A 20,183-nucleotide genomic window follows, 5' to 3' on the forward strand; every position below is an offset into this window, starting at 1 on the left:
CGGACTTCCGGACAGCGTGAGACCGCAGGAGAAGGGAGGGAGCGCCATGGTATCCGTCGCGACGGGTCAGCGCTGGGTATTTCTCTTCCGGGAAGGCAATGCGCAGCTGCGCGATTTGCTCGGTGGCAAGGGTGCGAACTTGGCTGAAATGACGCGTATCGGCCTTCCGGTGCCCCCTGGCTTTACCGTCAGTACCCGAGCGTGCGTAGCCTACCTGCAGGGTGGCCGTCGGATGCCGGAAGGGCTCTGGGAGGAAGTGCTCGAGGGGCTGCGGGATATCGAGCAGCAGATCGGACGTCGTTTCGGCGATCCGGCGCAGCCCCTCCTCGTCTCCGTGCGGTCCGGAGCCAAGTTCTCCATGCCGGGCATGATGGATACGATCCTCAATGTCGGCCTCACCGATGAGACCGTGCTCGGCTTGGCAGCGATGACCGCGAACGAACGGTTCGCCTACGATTGTTATCGTCGGCTGATTCAGATGTTCGGCAAAGTCGTGCTGGACATTCCCTCCGAACGCTTCGAGGATGCACTCGACGAACTCAAGCGCGAACTCGGAGTCATCCACGATTACGAAATCCCAGCGGAACATTTGCAGCGATTGGTCCAGGCGTACAAGGAGATCGTCCAGCGAGCGACGGGGACTCCGTTCCCCCAGGATCCGTTCGAGCAACTGCGCCGGGCGATCCTCGCCGTATTCGAGTCATGGAACAATCGGCGGGCGATCGATTATCGCAATGCGCACGGGATCCCGCATGATCTAGGCACGGCGGCGAACGTGCAAGCGATGGTGTTCGGTAACCTGGGGCCGGATTCCGCGACTGGTGTCGCCTTCACGCGCAACCCGAGCACCGGTGAAAAGGGAATCTTCGGTGAGTATTTGACGAATGCGCAAGGGGAAGATGTCGTCGCTGGCATACGCACCCCGCAACCGATCCAGGAGATGGCCAAGGACCCGCTCCTTCGTGGTGCGTACGAGCGATTGCTCGACGTCGCTGATCGCCTGGAGCGTCACTACCGTGACATGCAGGATCTCGAGTTCACGGTCGAGCGCGGCACGTTGTGGATGCTCCAGACGCGCACCGGCAAGCGGACAGGCCGAGCAGCCGTCAAGATCGCTGTCGACATGGTCCACGAAGGGTTGATCGATCCTCGGGAAGCAGTGTTGCGCGTCTCACCGGAACACCTCGACCAACTGCTTCACCCGATGCTGGACCCCTCGTGGAAGGGCGAGCCACTCGCCAAGGGGCTCCCCGCGAGTCCCGGAGCGGCCAGTGGGAAAGTAGTGTTCGACGCGGACGAGGCCAAGATACTCGGCGATCGCGGTGAGGCAGTGATCCTGGTCCGGTTAGAGACCTCACCGGACGACTTCCACGGCATGCTGGCAGCGCGCGGTATCTTGACGGCACGTGGGGGCATGACCAGCCATGCTGCGGTGGTGGCGCGCGGGATCGGGAAGCCGGCGGTGGTCGGTTGCTCAGCCCTCGTCGTGGACTACGAACGGCAAGCGTTTCGAGTCGGTGACGTCGTCGTTCGTCGCGGCGACGTGATCACGATCGACGGCTCGACCGGCGCCGTCCTGCTCGGCGAAGTGCCGACCATCCCGCCGAGTGTCGGTGGAGACCTGGCGGAACTGCTCGACTGGGCCGATCAGTTCCGCCGGTTGCGGGTCAGGGCCAATGCCGATACGCCGGAGGATGCCGCGAAGGCACGCGAGTTGGGAGCCGAAGGCATCGGACTGTGCCGAACCGAGCACATGTTCTTCCAGGGCGATCGCATCTGGGCCATGCGCGAGATGATCATGGCGACAACTCCGGAAGAGCGGCGCGCAGCGCTCGCCAAGCTGGAGCCGATGCAGCGTGAGGACTTCGTGGGAATCTTCAAGGCGATGGCCGGTTTCCCGGTCACGATTCGCACGCTGGACCCACCGTTGCACGAGTTCCTGCCGAAGCACGACGAGGAAATCCAGGCCATGGCGGAACGGCTGGGGGTTTCACCGGAGGCGATCCGGGCGAAAGTCCAGGCACTCACCGAGGCCAATCCCATGCTCGGTCATCGCGGTTGTCGTCTGGGAATCACTGCTCCGGAGATCACCGAGATGCAGGCACGCGCCATCTTCACTGCCGCGCTCCAGTGCGCAGCCGAGGGCATCGAGGTCCATCCGGAAATCATGGTGCCTCTGGTCTCGGATGTTCGCGAACTCATGGTGCAACGCGAGATCATCGATCGGGTGGCGCGACAGCTTTTCGCCGAAGCAGGACGAGAGATTCCGTACTCGATCGGAACGATGATCGAGGTTCCGCGTGCCGCGCTCACTGCGAGTGAGATCGCTCGGGAAGCGGAGTTCTTCAGTTTCGGTACCAACGACCTCACGCAAATGACGTACGGGATCTCGCGCGATGATGCCGGCCGCTTCCTTCCCTACTATCTGGAGCACGGCATCTATCCGGCTGATCCGTTCCAGACGCTCGATCGTGCTGGGGTCGGTCGCCTCATCGAGATCGCGCGTGATGGCGGCCGAGCGACTCGGCCAGCGATCAAGCTCGGTATCTGCGGTGAACACGGTGGGGATCCCGCCAGCATTCGCTTCTGCCACGAGGTTGGGCTCGATTACGTCTCGGCTTCTCCCTACCGCGTACCGATCGCGCGACTCGCTGCCGCGCAAGCGGCGCTCGGGTTGCGCGAAGGGGACGTTTGAGCTGTGGCTGTCTCTGTCTCGTCCGTTGGGCCGGCGTCAGCGCGCCGGCCCACTTCGGTTCTCGCGATCGTCTCTCGATGGTGACCCCGGACGACAGACCAACTTGACTTCCTCAGTGGTGCCTCGTGATCGATCGTTTGCCTTCTCTCTGTTTCTCTCTGCGCGATGCCTTGGTATGCTGGAACAGATCCCTTGGACCGGCGTTCGGTACACTCGTCATCGCGTGTCGTCGCGGAGGGAGTCGTGCGATGCGTGAACACGAGGTACTCGGCATTCATCATGTCACAGCGGTCACGGGACGTGCCACAGAAAATGTGCGTTTCTATACGCGTGTACTCGGACTCCGTCTCGTCAAGAAGACGGTCAACCAGGACGATGTATCAGCATATCATTTGTTCTATGCTGACGCGGTTGGGAGTCCAGGTACGGATGTCACCTTTTTCGACTGGCCCTACTTGCCGCCGCATCGCTCCGGCTCCGGGGAGATCGCACGCCTCGCGTTGCGGGTGGAGAACGCGGCGGCGCTGGAGTGGTGGGTCGAGTGGTTGCAGCGGCATGGTGTGCCGGGAGTGGAGTGGGGAAACTACGCTGGCCGGCAGGCCGTATTCTTCCTGGACTTCGAGGGGCAACGCTTGGCTCTCGTCGACGATGGTGGGACGGTCGGTGGCACGCCGTGGGATCGGTCGCCGGTACCCCGTGCCTACCAGATCAAGGGGATCTTTGGGGTCTCTCTCGTTGTGCGCTCGTTCGAGCCGACCGCACGTGTGTTGACGGAGCTGTTGGGGTTTCGCCTTCGGCAGGAGGAACGCTCTCGAACACGAACCGCCCTCTTCGAAGTCGGACCGGGTGGTCCGGGAGCACTGGTCGTGGTCGAGGAACGACCGGATCGACCTCGGGCGCGGCTCGGAACCGGTGGTGTCCACCACGTCGCTTTTCGCGTTGCCGATGATGCTGCGCATCAGGCGTGGCGTGCCCGGATTGCCCAAGCTGGCATTCCGGTCACCCCGCGGATCGACCGATTCTACTTTCGCTCCCTGTATTTCCGCGAACCAGGCGGCATTCTCTTCGAGCTCGCAACGGATGGCCCCGGTTTTGCCATCGACGAGGATATCGCGCACTTGGGTGAACGCTTGTCGCTCCCGCCGTTCCTCGAGCCGCGGCGGGCAGAGATCGAAGCGAACTTGCGACCGCTCGAGCCGATCGAAGCCTGAAGGAGGGGTGCGGCGCAGAGAAGAGCGCCGGGCGATCGCCCGGCGCTCGCTCGTCGAGCCGAATACTCGGCCGCGATCAGCGCTGGAGACCCTCGCGATAGCGCTGAGCCACCGCGTCCCAGTTGACCACGTTCCACCAGTTCGCGATGTACTCGGGACGGCGGTTCTGGTACTTGAGGTAATAGGCATGCTCCCAGACGTCTAGCCCCATCACGGGGTAGAGGTTGTCCATGTATGGGCTGTCTTGGTTGGGCCTCGTAATGATTTGCAGCTTGCCGTTCTGATCGAGTACCAGCCATGCCCAGCCTGAACCGAAGACTCCGGCAGCAGCTGCCGAGAATTGCTCCTTGAACTGCTGGAAGCTCCCGAACGTTTCAGCGATCGCCTGCGCGAGTTCTCCGGTCGGCTCACCACCAGCGTTGGGGCCCATGATCTGCCAGAAAATGGTGTGGTTGGCGTGGCCTCCGCCATTGTTGCGGACAGCGGTCCGGATATCCTCCGGCACTTCGTTGATGCGGCGCAGGAGTTCCTCGATCGGCATGCCTGGGATTTCCGGGTGCTTTTCGAGCGCCGCGTTCACGTTGCGCACGTAGGCTCCATGATGCCCGGTGTGATGAATCTCCATCGTGCGCGCGTCGATGTAGGGCTCGAGCGCGTCGTACGGATACGGCAGCGGTGGGAGTTCGTACGGCATCGTGACCCTCCCTTTCCCTTATCGACCGACTCACCAGCGGAACGGAGCTTGCCACACCGAGGCCACTGACGAACCGTACCGCCTGGTTGAAGTATGACGCAAATCTCTGCTGGTGGAAAGGGTTCGCCCCAATCCCGCGCAGGCGGAATCGATCGCGCAGTCGCCTGAAGCGCTGCGAAGCATCGCTCGTTTGTCGAGCTGCGTGTCGTTGGTCGGCCATGAGGATCTGACAGGTCTATGCCTTGCAGTTCGAGCCTCGGCTCGATCGAGTCGCGCGTTCGACCAACGCTCCTGCGGCGACGACGAGATCTTCCCGCCACGGACGGGCCACCAGTTGGAGACCGATTGGCAAGCCGTCATCGCCGAGGCCGGCAGGAACGCTGAGGGCTGGCCATCCGAGCAGGTTGAAGGGTGCGGTCAGCCAGCTCGCTCGCGCTGTCCAGTGCCCGAGTGGCGGGGCCGTGGTCGGCGCTGTCGGGAGAGCCAGCAGGGAAATATCGCGCTCCTCGAGGAGACTCGTGAGCCGCGCACGAGCCCTCTTGGCCAGCCGCTGGGCGGCGACGTAACCCCAGCAGGGGTAGGCGAAGCAGCCGAGGAGGCGGAGACGGAAGAACTCACCGTAGTGTGTCCAGCGCTCGCGCGCGGTGGGTGCGTGCACCGCAGCAGCCTCGAGTTGCGCGATCGCCGCACTCACGAGACGCAACTCCTCGAGTTCCGGGAGGACGAGCGGGACGAGGTCGGCCCCAGCGTCCGCGAGCGCGTCCACTGCTCGTTCGCACACCGAGACCGCGTCGGGCGTCGCGAACGGCTGATCTCCACCTGTGGAGCGGACGACACCCACTCGGAGTTCGAGGCGCTCGACCTGCGTGGCGCCAACCAGATCCGGGAGTGGAACGGCGCGCGTCCGTGGATCCTCATCGTCCGGACCAGCTATCGCTTCGAGAGAAACCGCAGCGTCCGTCACGGTACGGGTGAGCGGTCCGATGTGGTCGAGTGACCAGGCGAGCGGATAGACGCCCTGCGTGCTCACCCGTCCGTAGGTGGGTTTGAGACCGACGATTCCGCAATAGGCCGCCGGAATACGGATCGATCCCCCGGTATCCGAGCCGAGCGCCATGACGACCAAGCCAGCGGCGACCGCCGCAGCGGAACCACTCGAGGACCCCCCACTGTCGCGGCCGTAATCTCGCGGATTGGGGACCGGGCCGTAGTGCGGGTTGTTGGAGGCTCCCGAGTACGCGAACTCTGGTAATCGTGTTTTCCCGACGATCACAGCTCCGGCGGCTCGGAGCCGCTGGACAACCGTCGCATCCCGGGATGCTACCCCGTCGGCGAGGATAGCTGATCCGGCGGTCGTCGGTGTTCCGGCGAGGTCGATGAGGTCCTTCAATGCCACTGGCAGGCCGTGGAGCGGTCCGCGGTCGATACGCCTTGCGAGTTCAGCATCGCGCGCCTCAGCATCGGCGAGCGCTTGCTCGGGGAGCAGCAACTGAAAGGCGTTGAGTTCTGGATCGCGTCGCGCGATCTGCTCGAGCGCTCGCTCGACGAGCGCGCGACTGCTCGTCTCGCCGTTGCGCAATGCCCGGGCGAGTTCGAGGATCTCCGGTGCCGTCGAGGGGAACTTCTGTCCCGTCGCGGCCCATGAACGGGGTGCTGGGAGACGGTCGCTCAGGAAATCTGGTAGGTCATCGATCTCGCCGTCTCGTTGCACGAGTGTCAGGAAGGCCTGCGCGGTACCGAAGAAACCGGCTGCACGGGCCTTCTCGAGATCTTCGTCGCTCACCGGAATACCCAACGCCGCGAGGTTTTGCCTGGCGAGTGCAACCAATGCGGTCGCGTCCATGAGGTTCTCCCTTCCCTCAGGGCGTGTCCCGAACGGTGATCGTAACCCGAAGGGGGCAGATCGACCAGGGTGCGTCGAGCGAAAGGGTCAGGTATGATGCCCGGTGAGGGAAGGGAACAGACTGAGGAGGGACGAGCGATGCCGGAAGCTCCACTCGCGCCTGAGGTGCTGCGAGCGCTCCAGACCTTGACGACACCGACGGTCGCGAACGCGATCGAGACCTTCGATGTTCGGCCACGCAACGTCGGGTTCATGGATGCCTCGATCAAGTGCCTGTTCCCGCATCTGGGCACGATGGTCGGGTATGCCGTGACGGCCAAGATCCGTGCCGCGCAGCCACCGCGACCAGGTGAGTCCGTGCCGCGTCGGGCCATGTGGGAGTACATCCTGACCATTCCCGAACCGCGGATCGTCGTGATCGAAGACCTGGATGATCCGCCGATCGGGTCGTTCTGGGGTGAGGTGAATGCCAACATTCACCGGGCGCTCGGTTGCATCGGCACCGTGACGAATGGGGGCGTGCGTGATCTCGACGAGGTGGAGCGGCTCGGTTTCCACTTTTTCGCGAGTCAAGTCCAGGTCTCGCATGCCTACGTGCACGTTGTCGAGTTCGGCACACCGGTCACAGTGGGCGGTTTGACCGTGCATCCCGGCGATCTCCTGCATGGGGACAAGCATGGGGTCATCCAGATACCACTGGAGATCGCTCCGGAGCTCTACCGTGCAGCCAAAGAAGTGGAGGCCCGCGAACGGCGTATCATCGAGGCATGTCAAGCCCCCGGTTTCACGATCGATCGGCTGGCTGAGCTCTACGGTTGAGTGTCGCTGGAGGACCACTGCACGCTGAGTTCTGGCGGTTGACGGAGCGTCTGGAAGATGACACAGAACTGCTCCGTCTTCTCGCGAAGGTTCGCTAGTTGCTCGGGTGTCGCGTCCGGTGCCTCGATATCGATGAAGAGGCGGATCGTTCGGAATCCGACTGGGACCTCACGCGACACGCCGAGCGTGCCGCGGAGGTCCAGGTCACCCTCAGCTATCGTGCTCACTCGAGTGAGCGGGATGCCGAGCGCGGTCGCGACCATCTGGCAAGTGATCTGCGCGCACGCGGCTAGGGCAGCCAGGAGTAGATCGCCAGAGCAACTTGCGCTGCCTGGTCCGCCGACGCCGGGGTGAGCTTCGCTGACGATCGTTCCACCGGTCGTCTCGACCATGCACCGCAGCGGACTGTCCTGCTGACGGGCCACTGCGCGCAGGGTGATGAGCGCCTCCTCAGGCCGTTCGCGGTAACGCTGCTTGAGCGGTCGTTGCAGAGCACGCAGATCCAGCATGGTTCCTTCCTTTCGCTGCACTGGCGCGTCGTTTTGACAGGCCGCTCCTCACTGTTCAACAGCGATGAGTACCGGATAGGGTGCGGAGCTGGCAGCATCGAGCCCATCGAGGGCGATACGTGCCAGCGTCACGTCGAGGAGGGCTTCCAGCGCAATCGTGCGGAGCTGATCGACGACCGCATCGATCGCTGCCAGCGTGTGTTCCGGCACCATGAAGTCGGGCAGGACCTTGCTCCCGGGCAAAGTGAAACGGCGGATTGCTCGCTCGGCCTGGGCGAGTAGCTCGCTGCGTCCCTGCGCGAGACGGTCGGCTTGGATGCTCCGTCGCAGAGCGAGGAGTTCGGCGAAGGCAGCAGGTTCGCTGATTGCGAGTGCGCGACTGAAGTCGTCCAAGGCCGGTGAGCCACGCAAGGCGGCGAGATCGGCGAGCAGCACTCGCCCCCTTTCCCGCGCAGTGGAGAGGTCGGGTAGCGGTGCGATGCGTTCGTCCACCGTGCGTGGCAGTTCGGCGGGACGTACAGCGAGTGGCTCCTGAGGAGGAAGAGTCGTGCCGAGCGGTGGTGCAGACTCGCCCGAGCGACCACGCAACCCAACGGCGAAGGCGGTGAGGATGAGCACGATCTTCGGTGCCAGTTCGTGCTCGCGCAAGATCAGTGCGCGAGCTGCGGCGAGGCGTTCGCTGCGTGGCAGCGAACCGATCGATGCCGCCGCTCGTGCTCGCAGTGCGTCGGCAGCGGCCTCGAAGGCGAGCGAACGGATGAAGGGACTGAATTGTCGCACCGCGAAGGCGAGGTAGGGCGGCCAGTGGGCGAGGATCCGAAAGGGAAATGGAATGTCTGGAATGCGCAGTGCGGTGCGGAGATCCTCGAAGACCGGCTGCACGCGCGGTGGTGCCGCGCTTGGCCAGATTTCGCTGAGCTGCTCGAGGACGTCGTCGCCGGATCGCTCGTTCGGAACGCGCATCGGTTTCGGCCCTCCTCGAATGCTGCGTCGTCAACCCTTCTCTTCTCCGATACCATACACGGGTGTCGGGTTCTCGTGCACTGTCGAACGAGACGAGCGATGCAGCACAGAATGCAGACTGCGCATTCGCCAGTTTGGCCACTCACGATCGGGTGCTTCGTCGTCGTTTCCTCGTTGGGGTTGTGCTGTGTCCTGTCGATCGCTCTCCTCGGGACATCCCCAGCCGCGTTTCTGGTCGGCCTGGTGCTCGCGGGAATCTTGGCCCCTGTCTACGTGGCGTATCTCCTCTTCCTCGATCCCTTGGAGCACGAGCCACCGTGGTTGCTCGGCTTGGCCCTCGCCTGGGGTGCCGGTGTGGCGACGCTGACTGGTGGCGCGGCCACGGCTCTCTTACAGATGGTGACGGGGACAGTGCTCGCGCTGGATTCGGCCGTGAGCGACACGCTCGGGACGATCATCTTTGCGCCACTGACCGAAGAAGCGGCGAAGGGAGCCTTCGTGTTCGTGCTCTTTTTCCTGGCCCGGCACGAGTTCGATGACGTCCTCGACGGGATCGTGTATGGTGGATTGGTCGGCCTCGGCTTCGCGGTAGTGGAAGACCTCGTCTATTACGCTGCTTCCTTCCTCGAAGAGGGACTGAGCGGTGTCGGTGCGCTCTTCGTGATTCGCGGGGTTCTTACCGGCTTCGGGCATTCGCTCTACACTGCGCTGACCGGTCTCGGTCTCGGCTTCGCTGTGCAGGCACGCTCCGGTGCCCTCCGCTGGTTGGCACCCTTGGCTGGCTTGGCCGGCGCGGTTCTGCTCCATGCCTTGTGGAACGGTGGGGTCACGCTCGCCCAGTACGATGACAGTGGTCTTTCAGTGGTCCTCGTGCTCCTCGGCTATCCCTTGCTGGTGCTGCTCCCTGGAGCCATCGGGCTCGCGGTGCTGGCGGTCGCCCAGGCCCGGCGGCGCGCGCGCGACGTGCGGCGCTTTTTGGCGGAGGCGGTGCGACTCGGTTTGGCGGATACCGACGATCTCGCGGTCCTGGCCAGTCCTCGGCGTCGGCGCGCGCGCCAGCTTCGCTACCTCACCCGGTACGGTGGGCGAGCCTTTTGGTTGCGGCGTCGCTTGGACATCGCGCTGGTCGACTGGGCGTACCGCCATTGGCACCGCGAGCGGGGCGAGCGGTTGCCGCATTATCTGGTGACCTTCGAGGCGGAAGCGATCGCGGACCGGATCATGCGTTGGCGCCGCGAGCTCTCTACTCTGCTGGCTACAGGAACTAGTTGATACACTTGCGAGATAGTCATGACGAGTGGTGGATCGATCACGATGATGACCGCGACCGAACGAACGGCACCTCGCCCGACTGCACGTGGGCTAGGGGAAACGCTACACGACTTCAGGTTAGGTGAGCTCGAGGCCTGGATGGAGGAGCGTGGGCTACCACGCTACCGGGCGCGTCAGCTCTTCCACTGGGCATACCAGCACCTCGCGCTCGAGTACGAGAGCATGAGCGTGCTTCCCAAGGCGATGCGCCGCGAACTCGCGGAGATGCTCCCGATCAGTGGGCTCGTCCCCGTGCGTCAGCGGGTGAGTGACGATGGAGAAACGATCAAGCTCTTGTTCCGCACGCGCGATGACCATTTTGTCGAGACAGTCGTCATGTTCTACCCGGATCGGACGACTGTGTGTGTCTCCTGCCAGATTGGCTGCGCCATCGGGTGCAGTTTTTGCGCGACTGGTCTTTCCGGGCTGATCCGCAACCTTTCGGCTGGCGAGATGGTCAGTCAGGTCGTCTATGCAGCGCGACTGGCACGCGAGCGAGCGCGTCGGATCTCCAACATCGTCGTGATGGGCATGGGGGAGCCGTTCCACAACTACGATGCCGTCATGCGCTTCGTCGCGATCGTGAACGATCGGCAGGGCTTGGGAATCGGGGCGCGGCACATCACGCTCTCGACAGCGGGTGTCGTCCCTTTCATCGACCGACTCGCCGACGAGCCGTATCAAGTCAAGCTGGCCGTCTCGCTCCATGCCCCGAACGATGCGCTGCGCTCGCAGCTCGTGCCGATCAATCGGCGTTGGCCGATCGATGAATTGTTGGCTGCCTGCCGTCGGTACGTCGCCCGAACCGGCCGGCGTATCACCTTCGAATACGTTTTGATCGAAAACGTCAACGATGACGAGCGGATAGCCGCGGAACTGGCTCGCCGCCTGCGTGGTCTGCTCTGTCATGTCAACCTCATTCCGTACAACCCGACGCCCGCGGCCCCCCTCTTCCGACGGCCGGGGCCGGAGCGGATCGAGCGGTTCCGCGCCGTCCTCGAGCGATACGGAATCCCTGCCACTGTACGCTACTCTCGGGGTGTCGAGATCGCCGCAGCGTGCGGGCAGCTCAGGGCACAGGAAGAGGCGCGGAGCCGGCGTCGTCGAGTGACCACGGCGAGTTGAAGGAGACGCTCGGTGCGGGTGGCATTCGTTGACCCGTTCTCGGGGGCCAGTGGCGATATGCTGCTCGGTGCGCTCGTCGATGCTGGCGTCTCCCCTGAAGAACTGGCTGATCGCTTGGCCAGCGCGCTCGATGTCGAAGGGTATCGGTTGGTTGCGGAGCGAGTCGTCCGTCATGGCCTGGCCGGCACGCAGGTTCGCGTCATCGTCGAGGCTGCCCAGCCAGCACGCGATTGGGCCGAGATCCGCGACCTCTTGAGCGCGTCGGCACTGCCACCGCGGGTGAAGGAGCGGGCGCTCGCCGTTTTTCGGCGACTGGCGGAGGCAGAAGCGAGCGTGCACGGTGTCCCTCTCGAGTCCGTGCACTTTCACGAGGTGGGTGCAGTCGACTCGATCGTCGATGTCGTCGGTGTCGTCTGGGGGTTCGAGCTGCTCGGCGTGGAGCAGATCACCTGCGGACCCCTGCCGTTGAGTCGCGGCTGGGTCGAAACGGTGCACGGGCGTTTGCCGGTGCCAGCGCCAGCTACGGCGCTCTTACTCGCGCAGGCGGCAGTGCCGCTCGTGCCGATCGAAATCGAGGCTGAGTTGGTGACCCCGACAGGTGCAGCCTTGCTGGTCGAACTGGCGCGCTTCGTCCGGCCGGCCTTTCGCCCGGAGCGGGTCGGGTATGGGTTCGGGACGCGCGAGTTACCCTGGCCGAATGCTGTGCGTCTCTGGATCGGGGACGCCCTCGCCGTACCGGGGCAACCGGGCGAGGCGGAACTTCTCCTGGAGGCCAATCTCGACGATATGAATCCGCAGTTCATCGAGCCGCTCGTCGACGCGCTGTTCGCGGCGGGCGCCCTGGATGTGTATCTGACGCCCATCGTGATGAAGCGCTCGCGCCCGGCAGTGATCGTGAGCGCGATCTGTCGGGCTGAGGATCGGCCGGTGCTCGAGCGCGTGCTTTTCGAGCACTCGACGACCTTCGGCGTACGAGCGATCCCGATCGAGCGGACGAAGCTCGCGCGGCGCAGTGTCGCAGTCGCGACCCGCTGGGGTGAGGTGGCGGTCAAGCTGAAGATCGTGCACGATCGGGTCGTCGATGCCGTGCCGGAATATCGCGACTGCCTGGCTCTTCACCAGCGAACCGGATTGCCGATCCGGGAAATCTGGAACGAGGCGGCGCGACTGGCAGCAGTGTGGATCGGGCAGCGGGTGAGTGAGCCCGCTCAGGAGGCCACGCTGCCGGAATAGGGCTTCTTCAGCGAATTCTCGCTTCCTTCGGGATCACGGTTGCTCCTTCCCCCGCGAAATCGAAAACCGAAAAACGGTGAACCGTGTTCTCGCTTTCCGCTCGGTGGTAAATTTAGCCTAAGCTAAATCGGAGTGATGAGGGGGCGACGCGTGGGGGACGACGTGCTGGGCTGGTTCTGGTCGCTCGATCCGATCGTGCAGGCGTTACTGGGCGGACTGTTGACGTGGGGTGCCACCGCGGCGGCGGCAGCGCTCGTGTTAGTGGGCCGAAGTATTCCCCGTTGGTTCCTCGATGCGATGCTCGGCTTCGCTGCCGGCGTGATGATCGCGGCGAGCGTTTGGTCGCTCTTGATTCCCGCGATGGAGGTCGCTGAGCGGAATGGCGGGATCGCCTGGATCCCGGCCGCGACCGGTCTCGTCGCTGGCGCGCTGGCGCTGCGCATCGTCGATCGCTTCCTGCCGCATCTGCACCTGTTCCTACCGCGCGAGGCAGCGGAAGGAGTCTCCACGACCTGGCGCCGGACGACGCTTTTGATTCTGGCGATCACGCTGCACAATGTCCCAGAGGGTCTCGCGGTCGGGGTCGCGTTTGGGGCGGCAGCGCGGGTGACGGACCCGCTGCTGGCTGTTTCGCTCCTCAGTGGTGCGACGGCTCTGGCGGTCGGGATCGCGCTGCAGAACGTGCCGGAAGGGCTGGCGATCGCGGTTCCGTTACGCCGCGAGGGCTTCAGTCCGTTTCGCGCCTTCTGGTACGGACAGCTTTCCGCAATCGTCGAACCGCTGGCCGCGTTGCTCGGGGCGGCGGCCGTCCTCCTCGTCGAACCGATCCTGCCGTATGCGCTCGCCTTCGCGGCGGGAGCGATGCTGTACGTCGTCGTCGAGGAGTTGATCCCGGAGTCGCAACGCGGCGATCACGGAGATCTGGCGACGAGCGGCACGATCGTCGGCTTCACGGTGATGATGGTGCTGGACGTGGCACTCGGCTGACTGGCTGAGAGGATGCGGTGGTGGGACGCTGCGAGGGAACCCCCCGGTCTGTCTCAGGAGTCGTGTTCGCGTTCAGGGTGCTCGGACGAGCGTCTCGTGGCCGCGATGTCCCCGACAGGGAAAGCGAAGACCCTCGTGGCATCTTGCCCGCGGCTCGAGTTCTGGACGCGTGTCCTCGTCGGAGAGGATGCTCTGGGCCAGGCTTGCACGGTGATCGAGCGATGGATGCGTCCTATCCGGGGAAGAGCATCGGCTGCCTACGGGGAGTGGGCACCGTTTTACCGTGCGGCACCGGTGATGCACCCTGACGGGCGCCAAGCTGGACGAGGGGCTGATCTTGCGACCAGCAGCCGTTCCGCGCTGTTGCATGGTCTGACTTCTCCCGCAATCCCTGTTCGATCTCTCCGCCTCATCTCCCGAGACTGTGTCGACCACCTCCTGGGCCTGTGCTGACGGGCTTTGGCGCCCGTGCTTTTCGGGATACCGGTGCTATCGCTTGCAGGACGCAGCTTGCTCGGTAGAGCAGTTCCTCATAGCCGGGAAAGACTCGCTCGTCGGCGATGCACCGTGTTCGGCTATGGGGAACGGCGTGGTTGAAGCACTTCACTCCTGCCGGCTAGGATCGGAAGGGGCTAGAGAACCACGTGGTGCTCGCGAGCAGGTCGTGGAGGGATCTATGGGCGATGCCCTCGGCACATCATCGCCTCCGACAGCGGAGCGCGCCGTTGTCGTGCGCGTCGCTGACGTCATCAAGCATTTCGCTCATGGCAAGCGCCGACTTCGGGCACTGGATGGCGTGAGCTTCGAGCTCCAAGAGGGCCGCTTTTTGGTTGTCGTCGGGCCGAGCGGTTGCGGCAAGACGACGTTGCTTCGCATTCTGGCTGGTTTGGAGCAACAGGACAGCGGCCAAGTCTGGATGCGTCCCAGTCGCGATGGGCATCCGCCGTTTGCCATGGTCTTCCAAGAACAGTCGGTTTTCCCATGGCTGACGGTGCGCGACAACGTTGCCTACGGCCTCAAGCTGCGCCGCGTACAAGGGCGGCAGATCGAGGAACGGGCATCGCACTGGATCCGCAAGGTCGGGCTGAGCGGATTCGAACGAGCCTATCCGCATCAGCTCTCGGGCGGCATGAAGCAGCGGGTCTCGATCGCGCGGGCTTTCGCGGTCGATCCTGATGTGCTTCTCATGGACGAGCCATTCTCGGCGCTGGACGAGCAGATGCGGACGATTCTGCAGCAGGAGGTCTCGAGTCTTTGCGAAGAGCAGCAAAAGACCGTCATCTTCGTGACGCATTCGATCGACGAGGCTATCACACTCGGCGACGAGGTTTTAGTGATGACACATCGGCCGGGGCGAGTCAAGCGGGTGATTCCGATCCCGTTTCCGCGCCCCCGCGATGTGGTCGAGGTACGAGCTGATCCCCGCTACGGTGAACTCTATGAAGAGATTTGGGGGTTGATCGCCGAAGAGGTACGGCGTGGACCACAGGAGCATGGATGATGGTCGAAGGGAGAGCGACAGTCGAGCGGACGACCATGCGGCGCGGGCGCTGGTTCCCTGAGGCAGGGGTCAAGACCGAAGCGGCTGTCCAGCTGCTCTCGCCTGTCGCGCTGCTCGCGCTCTGGGAAGTGGCGGCTCGGGCAGGATGGGTCGATCAACGCTTCTTCCCCGCTCCCAGTGCGATCGTCGGTGCCTTCTGGGATGCGATCACGACCGGCGTGCTGCTGCATCATCTCAAGATCACGTTGTGGCGCGTGCTGCTCGGGACGGTCATCGGTGGTGTACCCGCGGTACTGATCGGGCTCGCCATGGGCTTATGGCGCTGGCTGCGGTTGACGCTCGATCCGATCATCGCGGCGACGTATCCGCTGCCGAAGAGTGCACTCTTCCCGCTGTTGCTCCTGATCTTCGGTCTCGGGGAAGGTTCCAAGGTCTCGATGGTGGCGATCGGGGTGTTTTATCTCGCCGTAACGAATGCGATGGAGGGCGTGCTCGCGATCAACCCGGTCTATTTCGATGTAGCGAAGACGTTCGGTGCGAAGCGCTGGGACGTGATCCGGACGGTGGCGCTACCGGGGGCGATGCCGCTGGTCTTAGCCGGATTGCGCCTCGGTGTCGGGACGGGCCTCATTCTCGGGGTGCTCGCGGAGATGCTCGGGGCGCGTGATGGGCTTGGCTATCTCTTGTGGAGTGCCTGGCAGACGTTCTCCGTGTCATCGCTCTGGGCCACGCTCTTCGTGACCGCCATCTTGGGTTTCGCGAGTGTGCAACTCGTCGACTTCCTGCGACGAGTCCTCGTTCCGTGGCAACGGGGAACGGCTCGAGGGTGAGCGTGAGCAACGTATCGAGGAGATAGCGGCGCTCCTTGTCGCTGCGCGTCGTCGTAGTCGATCCCTCCCGGATCGAGCGGCACTCAACTCAGCCCTACTAATGATTGCTCGGTACCGGCCAAGAAGTTTCTGATGCTGTGCGGTTCGAGTGCTCTCCGGGTCGAGTGCCAACGATGCTTCACACGCTGAGCTGACCCGCGGTCGTTGCTTCACGGGTCACTGGTCCGAAACCTTCGCGTGTCGCGTTCGTGACCCTGGAGGAGGCACGGTGATCCGCGTTCGAGGTATCGACGATCTTCTTCAGGTAGTCGGCGCGCATGTAGGTCGGGCGACTCGTGTGGATCGTCATGCGGTCCGGTAGGGCACCCGCGAGATCGCCAGACGAGTTCGATCGGAGGAGAAACGATCTGAGAGACTTAGGAATATTCCGTCCGCTCGCTACGCGCGGTTTGGCACACTGGGACCGATGCGGGACGTGAGCGGGTGTGTGATCGGATAACCTTCCTGCAGACGATGAGGTACGGTGTGGCTCGATGGAGTCTCGGCTGTTCGGGCTCGACGGCATGCTGTCCCGCGCCGAGTTTCCCGGTGACTCCGGGTCTCGATGCCGAGTGACAAGAGCACCTGGTAACAGCGCCGGCGAAGCGCCTTTGAGCAGCGAACAGCTGACCGGCCGCACGAGCGGGTATCGAACCGGCGGCTGCTGCGGGCAGCCTGCAATGGGCTTGACGTGGCGCACCTCTTCCCCGGCCGCATGTCGCGACGAGTGCGGCCTCGTTCGCTGGGTGGGGGCCTGGAGGGCAAGTGCTGATCGAGCATGCCCCCGAGCGTCGGTGTGGCACGCTCGGTGCTGGCAGTGCAGATTCGGCGACGTACGCGTTTTCGCCGGGAAGTCGCTCGGACGCGATGGCTCGGGACATGCTGGGCACCGTCGTTCGTCTCCGAACGGAGATGGAAGTCAGCGCGAGTAAGCACGCCTTCGGTCGACAGCGCTGGCTCGTGAGGAGCACCGAACACCAGTCGGGAACGGCCCAACGCCTCCATGTCGGGCTCCTGCGACGCGTGACTTCTTTGTGGGTCGCCTTATAGCGACTCGTCGCGAGCGACGAAGGGTGAGGAGACCGCAAGACACATTGTGTTACCTCAAGCCATGACCACAGTCTTCGCTCAGGCTCGCTGCACGCTCGGGCCGTAGTGCGTTCTGCTGGCCGAGCCCGCATGCCAAGCGCCGGTTTCTTGAAGTGGTGGTTGCCGCTCGAGCGAAGGCACAGATCGCAGGGTTTGTCCGTAAAGAAGCAGCTCAGCAACGCGGGAACATCGGCCGCAGCACCGCGCAGCATAACGACCTTTCGGGATCGTGACACGTTCAATGCCGACGAGAATCCTCGGAAGACTCCGTGACGAGGAGATCGAGGCTCTCTTCGGGCTGCAGCTCGTAGAAGGCCAAGCGGAGTCGTCCGGGCGGTGTACCGAGCACGCTGTGGAAAATCTCCACTGCTTCTCGAGCGAAAGCGCGTTTCTGCTCGATCGTCAACGGTTCCTTACGGGCCACGACGATCTCGAGCATCGGCATGGTCCAACCCCCTCTCGCCATACGCTCCGAGCGTACCATGCCAGGGTACGCTTGAGAACCGCTCAGCATTCGACAAGAGGAACCCGTCCCGCTCATCGAGCGGGACGGGCGTCGCTGGCGCGATTTCCTGGCTGGTCAGTCGTCGGCGCGAGCGGGTTCGGTGACTTCGACGGGTGGGGTGCCGTAGAGGAAGAACTCGGCGGGAAGCGGCGAGCCGAACCAGATGATGCCGGGGGCGAGGATATCCTCCGTCCAGGTGATCGGCTGCCAGGCTGGGTCGAAGATCAAGTAGCCACAGTCACCGAAGAGTTCCACCCGGTTGCCGCCGGGCTCATAGACGTACATGAACATCGCTTGGGAGATCCCGTGCTTGCCGGGACCCGCCTCGATCTTGATCCCGACCTCGCTGAAGACGTCGGCGATGTCGGACAGGTGCTGCGGGTAGCCGTACCAGTAGCAGACATGGTGGAGGCGGCCCTTGGCACCGGTTCCGTCGCGCATGAAGGCGATCTCGTGCACCAGCGGACTGACCGAGAGCCAGCAACCGGCCTCGACACCGTTGTTGAGGATGATGTTCTCGCGGAGCCGGAAACCGAGGACGTCCATCAGGAACTGCTTGTTCGTCGTCACGTCGCTGGCCAGGAGATTGACGTGATCGATGCGGCGGACCGGGACGCCGCGCAGCGGGCGGCGCTGCGGCCGGTTGATGAGCTTCGTCTTGGCTTCGGCTGGGGTCTTGTAGTACGCGACCTCCCAGAGGAGCTCCATCGGGTGCCCATCGGGGGTATGGAAGCGGTAGGCGCGGCCGTGCCCGCGGTCCCCCTCGATCCAGCCGTCGCCGAGCCCGGCGGCCTGGATGGCCTGGACACGCCGCTCCAGGGCTTGCGGGGACGTGGTGCGCCAAGCGACATGCCCGAGCCCCGGCTTGTCGCGCTTGGTGACCTTGAGCGTATGGTGGTACCAGTCCTCGTAGGCGCGCAGGTAGACCGAGTCGCCGGCCCGCTCGGTTTCCTCGAGACCGAGCAGATCCTTGAAGAACCAGAGGGTGCCGTCGAGGTCCGGGGTGTAGATCTCGACGTGGGCCAGTTGAGCGACCTCGAAGAGTGGTTCTGGCTGCCCATTCGTGCTCATGGGACTCCCTCCCACTGTGCCACATTACGAAACGACCGACAGCGCGAACGCGAGCGGGTGCCGATCCCGTCGTGCGGCCTCTCCTCCTTCCCCGGCGTCCGCTCCCGGGCTGGCGGGAGACCCGCCGGAACCGCCAGCCCGGGCGAGCGGCGCCGCACGCTTACCCTTGCGTCTCCCGGAAGCGCCGGAGGACGAAGGAGACGTCGTCGTTATTGACCAGGTCTGGGGCCAGCCAGCCCTCCAGGTCGTATTCGGCCATGCACTGCTCGGCAAAGCCGCGCATCCGCTCGGCGGTGCCGACCGCTTCGGCGACGAGGAGCGTCTCCAAGCGGATGTTCTCGTGGTTCCCGGCGTAGTTCCGCTCGTAGAGCTCGTGCCGCCCGGCGAACTCCGAGATCGTGGCGTCGTAGAGGAGCTTCATGAGCTTCACCCGGTCGTGGGCATCGACCCCGCCACTGCCCCGCACGTACTTCTCGAGGTAGGGGCGCTCGGCCGGGTTCTGGAAGTCCAGGGCATGGCTGGGCAGATAGACGAGGCCGCTGGCCACGTTGTCGAGGATGATCTGGCGGACGCGCGACCAGGCGGTCGGGGCCAGCACGCGATAGGCGACACCGTATTCGAGGTTGGGGTGCACGTAGCCGTCGGTCCAAGGGATCGGGTTGCGGCACATGGCGTCGGTGATCGCCCAGAACAGGTTACGCCAGGCGATCACTTCGCCGACCTGGGCCTGCACGCCGCGGTAGTCCTTGGTCCCGGTGACGGCGATCGCCTTGAGGAGCACCCCGGCGATGAAGTCGAGCTTGACGGCGAAGCGGGTGCAACCGTGCAGGGTGAAGCGCGGGATGAAGCCGGAGGCTGGGAAGAAGCCGTTGACCTTCTCCACATCGCCGTAGACGAAGACGTTCTCCCAGGGGACGAAGACGTTATCGAAGATGAAGACGGCGTCGTTTTCGTCCAGGCGACTGGAGAGCGGGTAGTCGAAGGGGCTGCCCATGACGGCGGCCGTGTACTCGTAGCTCGGCCGGCTGATCAGCTTGACGCCGGGTGCATCCATCGGGACGGTGAAGATGAGGGCGAACTTCTTGTCCTTGATCGGCAAGGGGCCGTAGTGGGCGATGAAGTTGTAGTGGGTCAGGACCGAGCCGGTAGCGACCACCTTGGCGCCGGAGACGTAGATGCCGCCGTCGGTCTCCCGCTCGACGTGCATGTAGACATCGCCGACCTCGTCGGGTGGGCGGTTGCGGTCGACCGGCGGGTTGACGATGGCGTGGTTCCAGTAGAGGACCCGCTCCTGGCCGAGCTGGTACCAGCGGCGGGCGTTCTCGCTGAACGGCTCGTAGAAGCCGGCGTTGGCGCCGAGCGTGCCGAGGAAGCTCGCCTTGTAGTCCGGGCTGCGCCCGAGCCAGCCGTAGGTCATGCGGGCCCACTCGGCGATGGCATCGCGGGCGCGGACGAGATCCTCGGCCGAGCGGGGGGCGCGGAAGAAGGGATGGGTGAAGCCGCCGTTGCCGGTGTCGGTCTCGACGGCCAGGAGGTCTTTCTTCGCGGGATCGTGAAGGGCATCGTAGAGGCGAGCGACCATGCGGGCGGCGTTGCGGAAAGCGGGATGCGTCGTGACGTCCTTGACGCGCTCCCCGTAGACGTAGACTTCGCGGCCGTCGCGCAGGCTCTCCAGATACTCCTCGCCGGTAAACGGCCTCGTGGCAACGACTTGGGCCATACCACACCTCCGTGGCCGAAAAGCCTCGGTCTCGATAC

Annotated in this window: 16 protein-coding genes; 9 read left to right on the top strand and 7 right to left on the bottom strand. The window is 64.3% G+C overall.

The window, feature by feature from the left end; translation table 11 throughout:
- Window positions 1–46 precede the first annotated feature (46 nt).
- Both ppdK and ACWIVK_RS02415 read left to right on the top strand, forming a co-directional pair.
- A complete protein-coding gene (ppdK, locus tag ACWIVK_RS02410; protein ID WP_448574941.1) occupies window positions 47–2,695 on the top strand; it encodes a pyruvate, phosphate dikinase in 2,649 nt (882 codons plus the stop codon).
- Window positions 2,696–2,943: 248 nt separating this feature from the next.
- Window positions 2,944–3,906, top strand: coding sequence for a ring-cleaving dioxygenase (locus tag ACWIVK_RS02415; protein ID WP_448574943.1), 963 nt, complete (start codon window positions 2,944–2,946; stop codon window positions 3,904–3,906).
- A gap of 76 nt (window positions 3,907–3,982) precedes the next feature.
- Here the strand turns inward: ACWIVK_RS02415 and ACWIVK_RS02420 are convergent, their stop codons facing one another.
- Both ACWIVK_RS02420 and ACWIVK_RS02425 read right to left on the bottom strand, forming a co-directional pair.
- On the bottom strand, window positions 3,983–4,600 hold the full coding sequence (locus tag ACWIVK_RS02420) for a superoxide dismutase (RefSeq protein WP_448574944.1): 618 nt from the start codon (window positions 4,598–4,600) through the stop codon (window positions 3,983–3,985).
- Window positions 4,601–4,835: 235 nt separating this feature from the next.
- Window positions 4,836–6,443, bottom strand: a complete 1,608-nt coding sequence (locus tag ACWIVK_RS02425) for an amidase (RefSeq protein WP_448574945.1) — start codon at window positions 6,441–6,443, stop codon at window positions 4,836–4,838.
- 138 nt (window positions 6,444–6,581) lie between these two features.
- On the opposite strand from ACWIVK_RS02425, the gene ACWIVK_RS02430 reads away from it, so the two are divergent.
- The gene (locus ACWIVK_RS02430; protein ID WP_448574946.1) at window positions 6,582–7,262 is read left to right on the top strand and encodes an RraA family protein; all 681 of its coding nucleotides are present in this window, start codon (window positions 6,582–6,584) and stop codon (window positions 7,260–7,262) included.
- Here ACWIVK_RS02430 and ACWIVK_RS02435 read toward each other — a convergent pair.
- Together ACWIVK_RS02435 and ACWIVK_RS02440 are read right to left on the bottom strand one after the other, a co-directional pair.
- Window positions 7,253–7,771, bottom strand: a complete 519-nt coding sequence (locus ACWIVK_RS02435) for an OsmC family protein (protein ID WP_448574947.1) — start codon at window positions 7,769–7,771, stop codon at window positions 7,253–7,255. The two genes, ACWIVK_RS02430 and ACWIVK_RS02435, sit on opposite strands and share 10 nt — an antisense overlap.
- Before the next feature lie 48 nt (window positions 7,772–7,819).
- Window positions 7,820–8,734 (bottom strand): hypothetical protein, encoded by a 915-nt coding sequence (locus ACWIVK_RS02440; RefSeq protein ID WP_448574948.1) that lies wholly within the window; start codon window positions 8,732–8,734, stop codon window positions 7,820–7,822.
- A gap of 99 nt (window positions 8,735–8,833) precedes the next feature.
- Here ACWIVK_RS02440 and ACWIVK_RS02445 point away from each other — a divergent pair, with 99 nt between their 5' ends.
- From ACWIVK_RS02445 to ACWIVK_RS02470, 6 genes are all read left to right on the top strand, one after another.
- On the top strand, window positions 8,834–10,006 hold the full coding sequence (locus tag ACWIVK_RS02445) for a PrsW family intramembrane metalloprotease (RefSeq protein WP_448574950.1): 1,173 nt from the start codon (window positions 8,834–8,836) through the stop codon (window positions 10,004–10,006).
- An 18-nt stretch (window positions 10,007–10,024) separates the two neighbouring features.
- Window positions 10,025–11,170, top strand: coding sequence for a 23S rRNA (adenine(2503)-C(2))-methyltransferase RlmN (gene rlmN, locus ACWIVK_RS02450; protein ID WP_448574951.1), 1,146 nt, complete (start codon window positions 10,025–10,027; stop codon window positions 11,168–11,170).
- Window positions 11,171–11,182: 12 nt separating this feature from the next.
- Window positions 11,183–12,403 (top strand): nickel pincer cofactor biosynthesis protein LarC, encoded by a 1,221-nt coding sequence (gene larC / locus ACWIVK_RS02455; protein WP_448574952.1) that lies wholly within the window; start codon window positions 11,183–11,185, stop codon window positions 12,401–12,403.
- 165 nt (window positions 12,404–12,568) lie between these two features.
- Window positions 12,569–13,390 carry a ZIP family metal transporter gene (locus tag ACWIVK_RS02460; RefSeq protein ID WP_448574959.1) on the top strand — a complete coding sequence of 274 codons (822 nt, stop codon included), beginning with the start codon at window positions 12,569–12,571 and terminating at the stop codon, window positions 13,388–13,390.
- Window positions 13,391–14,066: 676 nt separating this feature from the next.
- Complete coding sequence (locus ACWIVK_RS02465) at window positions 14,067–14,891, top strand: ABC transporter ATP-binding protein (RefSeq protein WP_448574953.1); 825 nt, start codon at window positions 14,067–14,069, stop codon at window positions 14,889–14,891.
- Window positions 14,891–15,721, top strand: coding sequence for an ABC transporter permease (locus ACWIVK_RS02470; RefSeq protein WP_448574954.1), 831 nt, complete (start codon window positions 14,891–14,893; stop codon window positions 15,719–15,721). The genes ACWIVK_RS02465 and ACWIVK_RS02470 overlap by 1 nt, the downstream gene beginning before the upstream one ends.
- Window positions 15,722–17,087: 1,366 nt before the next feature.
- On the opposite strand, the gene ACWIVK_RS02475 is transcribed toward ACWIVK_RS02470, so the two are convergent.
- The 3 genes from ACWIVK_RS02475 to ACWIVK_RS02485 form a co-directional block, all read right to left on the bottom strand.
- Window positions 17,088–17,294, bottom strand: a complete 207-nt coding sequence (locus ACWIVK_RS02475; protein WP_448574955.1) for a tautomerase family protein — start codon at window positions 17,292–17,294, stop codon at window positions 17,088–17,090.
- A gap of 135 nt (window positions 17,295–17,429) precedes the next feature.
- Window positions 17,430–18,425, bottom strand: coding sequence for a catechol 2,3-dioxygenase (locus ACWIVK_RS02480; protein WP_448574957.1), 996 nt, complete (start codon window positions 18,423–18,425; stop codon window positions 17,430–17,432).
- Window positions 18,426–18,585: 160 nt separating this feature from the next.
- On the bottom strand, window positions 18,586–20,145 hold the full coding sequence (locus tag ACWIVK_RS02485; RefSeq protein ID WP_448574958.1) for a 4-hydroxyphenylacetate 3-hydroxylase N-terminal domain-containing protein: 1,560 nt from the start codon (window positions 20,143–20,145) through the stop codon (window positions 18,586–18,588).
- Window positions 20,146–20,183 lie beyond the last annotated feature (38 nt).

Source organism: Thermomicrobium sp. (assembly GCF_053493975.1).

Bases quoted from the DNA above. Each gene is read 5' to 3' on its own strand.
- ppdK (WP_448574941.1), top strand. From the start codon at position 47: ATGGTATCCGTCGCGACGGGTCAGCGCTGGGTATTTCTCTTCCGGGAA.
- ACWIVK_RS02480 (WP_448574957.1), bottom strand. From the start codon at position 18,425: ATGAGCACGAATGGGCAGCCAGAACCACTCTTCGAGGTCGCTCAACTG.
- ACWIVK_RS02420 (WP_448574944.1), bottom strand. From the start codon at position 4,600: ATGCCGTACGAACTCCCACCGCTGCCGTATCCGTACGACGCGCTCGAG.
- ACWIVK_RS02435 (WP_448574947.1), bottom strand. From the start codon at position 7,771: ATGCTGGATCTGCGTGCTCTGCAACGACCGCTCAAGCAGCGTTACCGC.
- rlmN (WP_448574951.1), top strand. From the start codon at position 10,025: ATGACGAGTGGTGGATCGATCACGATGATGACCGCGACCGAACGAACG.
- ACWIVK_RS02470 (WP_448574954.1), top strand. From the start codon at position 14,891: ATGGTCGAAGGGAGAGCGACAGTCGAGCGGACGACCATGCGGCGCGGG.
- ACWIVK_RS02475 (WP_448574955.1), bottom strand. From the start codon at position 17,294: ATGCCGATGCTCGAGATCGTCGTGGCCCGTAAGGAACCGTTGACGATC.
- ACWIVK_RS02425 (WP_448574945.1), bottom strand. From the start codon at position 6,443: ATGGACGCGACCGCATTGGTTGCACTCGCCAGGCAAAACCTCGCGGCG.
- ACWIVK_RS02445 (WP_448574950.1), top strand. From the start codon at position 8,834: ATGCAGCACAGAATGCAGACTGCGCATTCGCCAGTTTGGCCACTCACG.
- ACWIVK_RS02465 (WP_448574953.1), top strand. From the start codon at position 14,067: ATGGGCGATGCCCTCGGCACATCATCGCCTCCGACAGCGGAGCGCGCC.
- ACWIVK_RS02430 (WP_448574946.1), top strand. From the start codon at position 6,582: ATGCCGGAAGCTCCACTCGCGCCTGAGGTGCTGCGAGCGCTCCAGACC.
- ACWIVK_RS02415 (WP_448574943.1), top strand. From the start codon at position 2,944: ATGCGTGAACACGAGGTACTCGGCATTCATCATGTCACAGCGGTCACG.
- ACWIVK_RS02440 (WP_448574948.1), bottom strand. From the start codon at position 8,734: ATGCGCGTTCCGAACGAGCGATCCGGCGACGACGTCCTCGAGCAGCTC.
- ACWIVK_RS02485 (WP_448574958.1), bottom strand. From the start codon at position 20,145: ATGGCCCAAGTCGTTGCCACGAGGCCGTTTACCGGCGAGGAGTATCTG.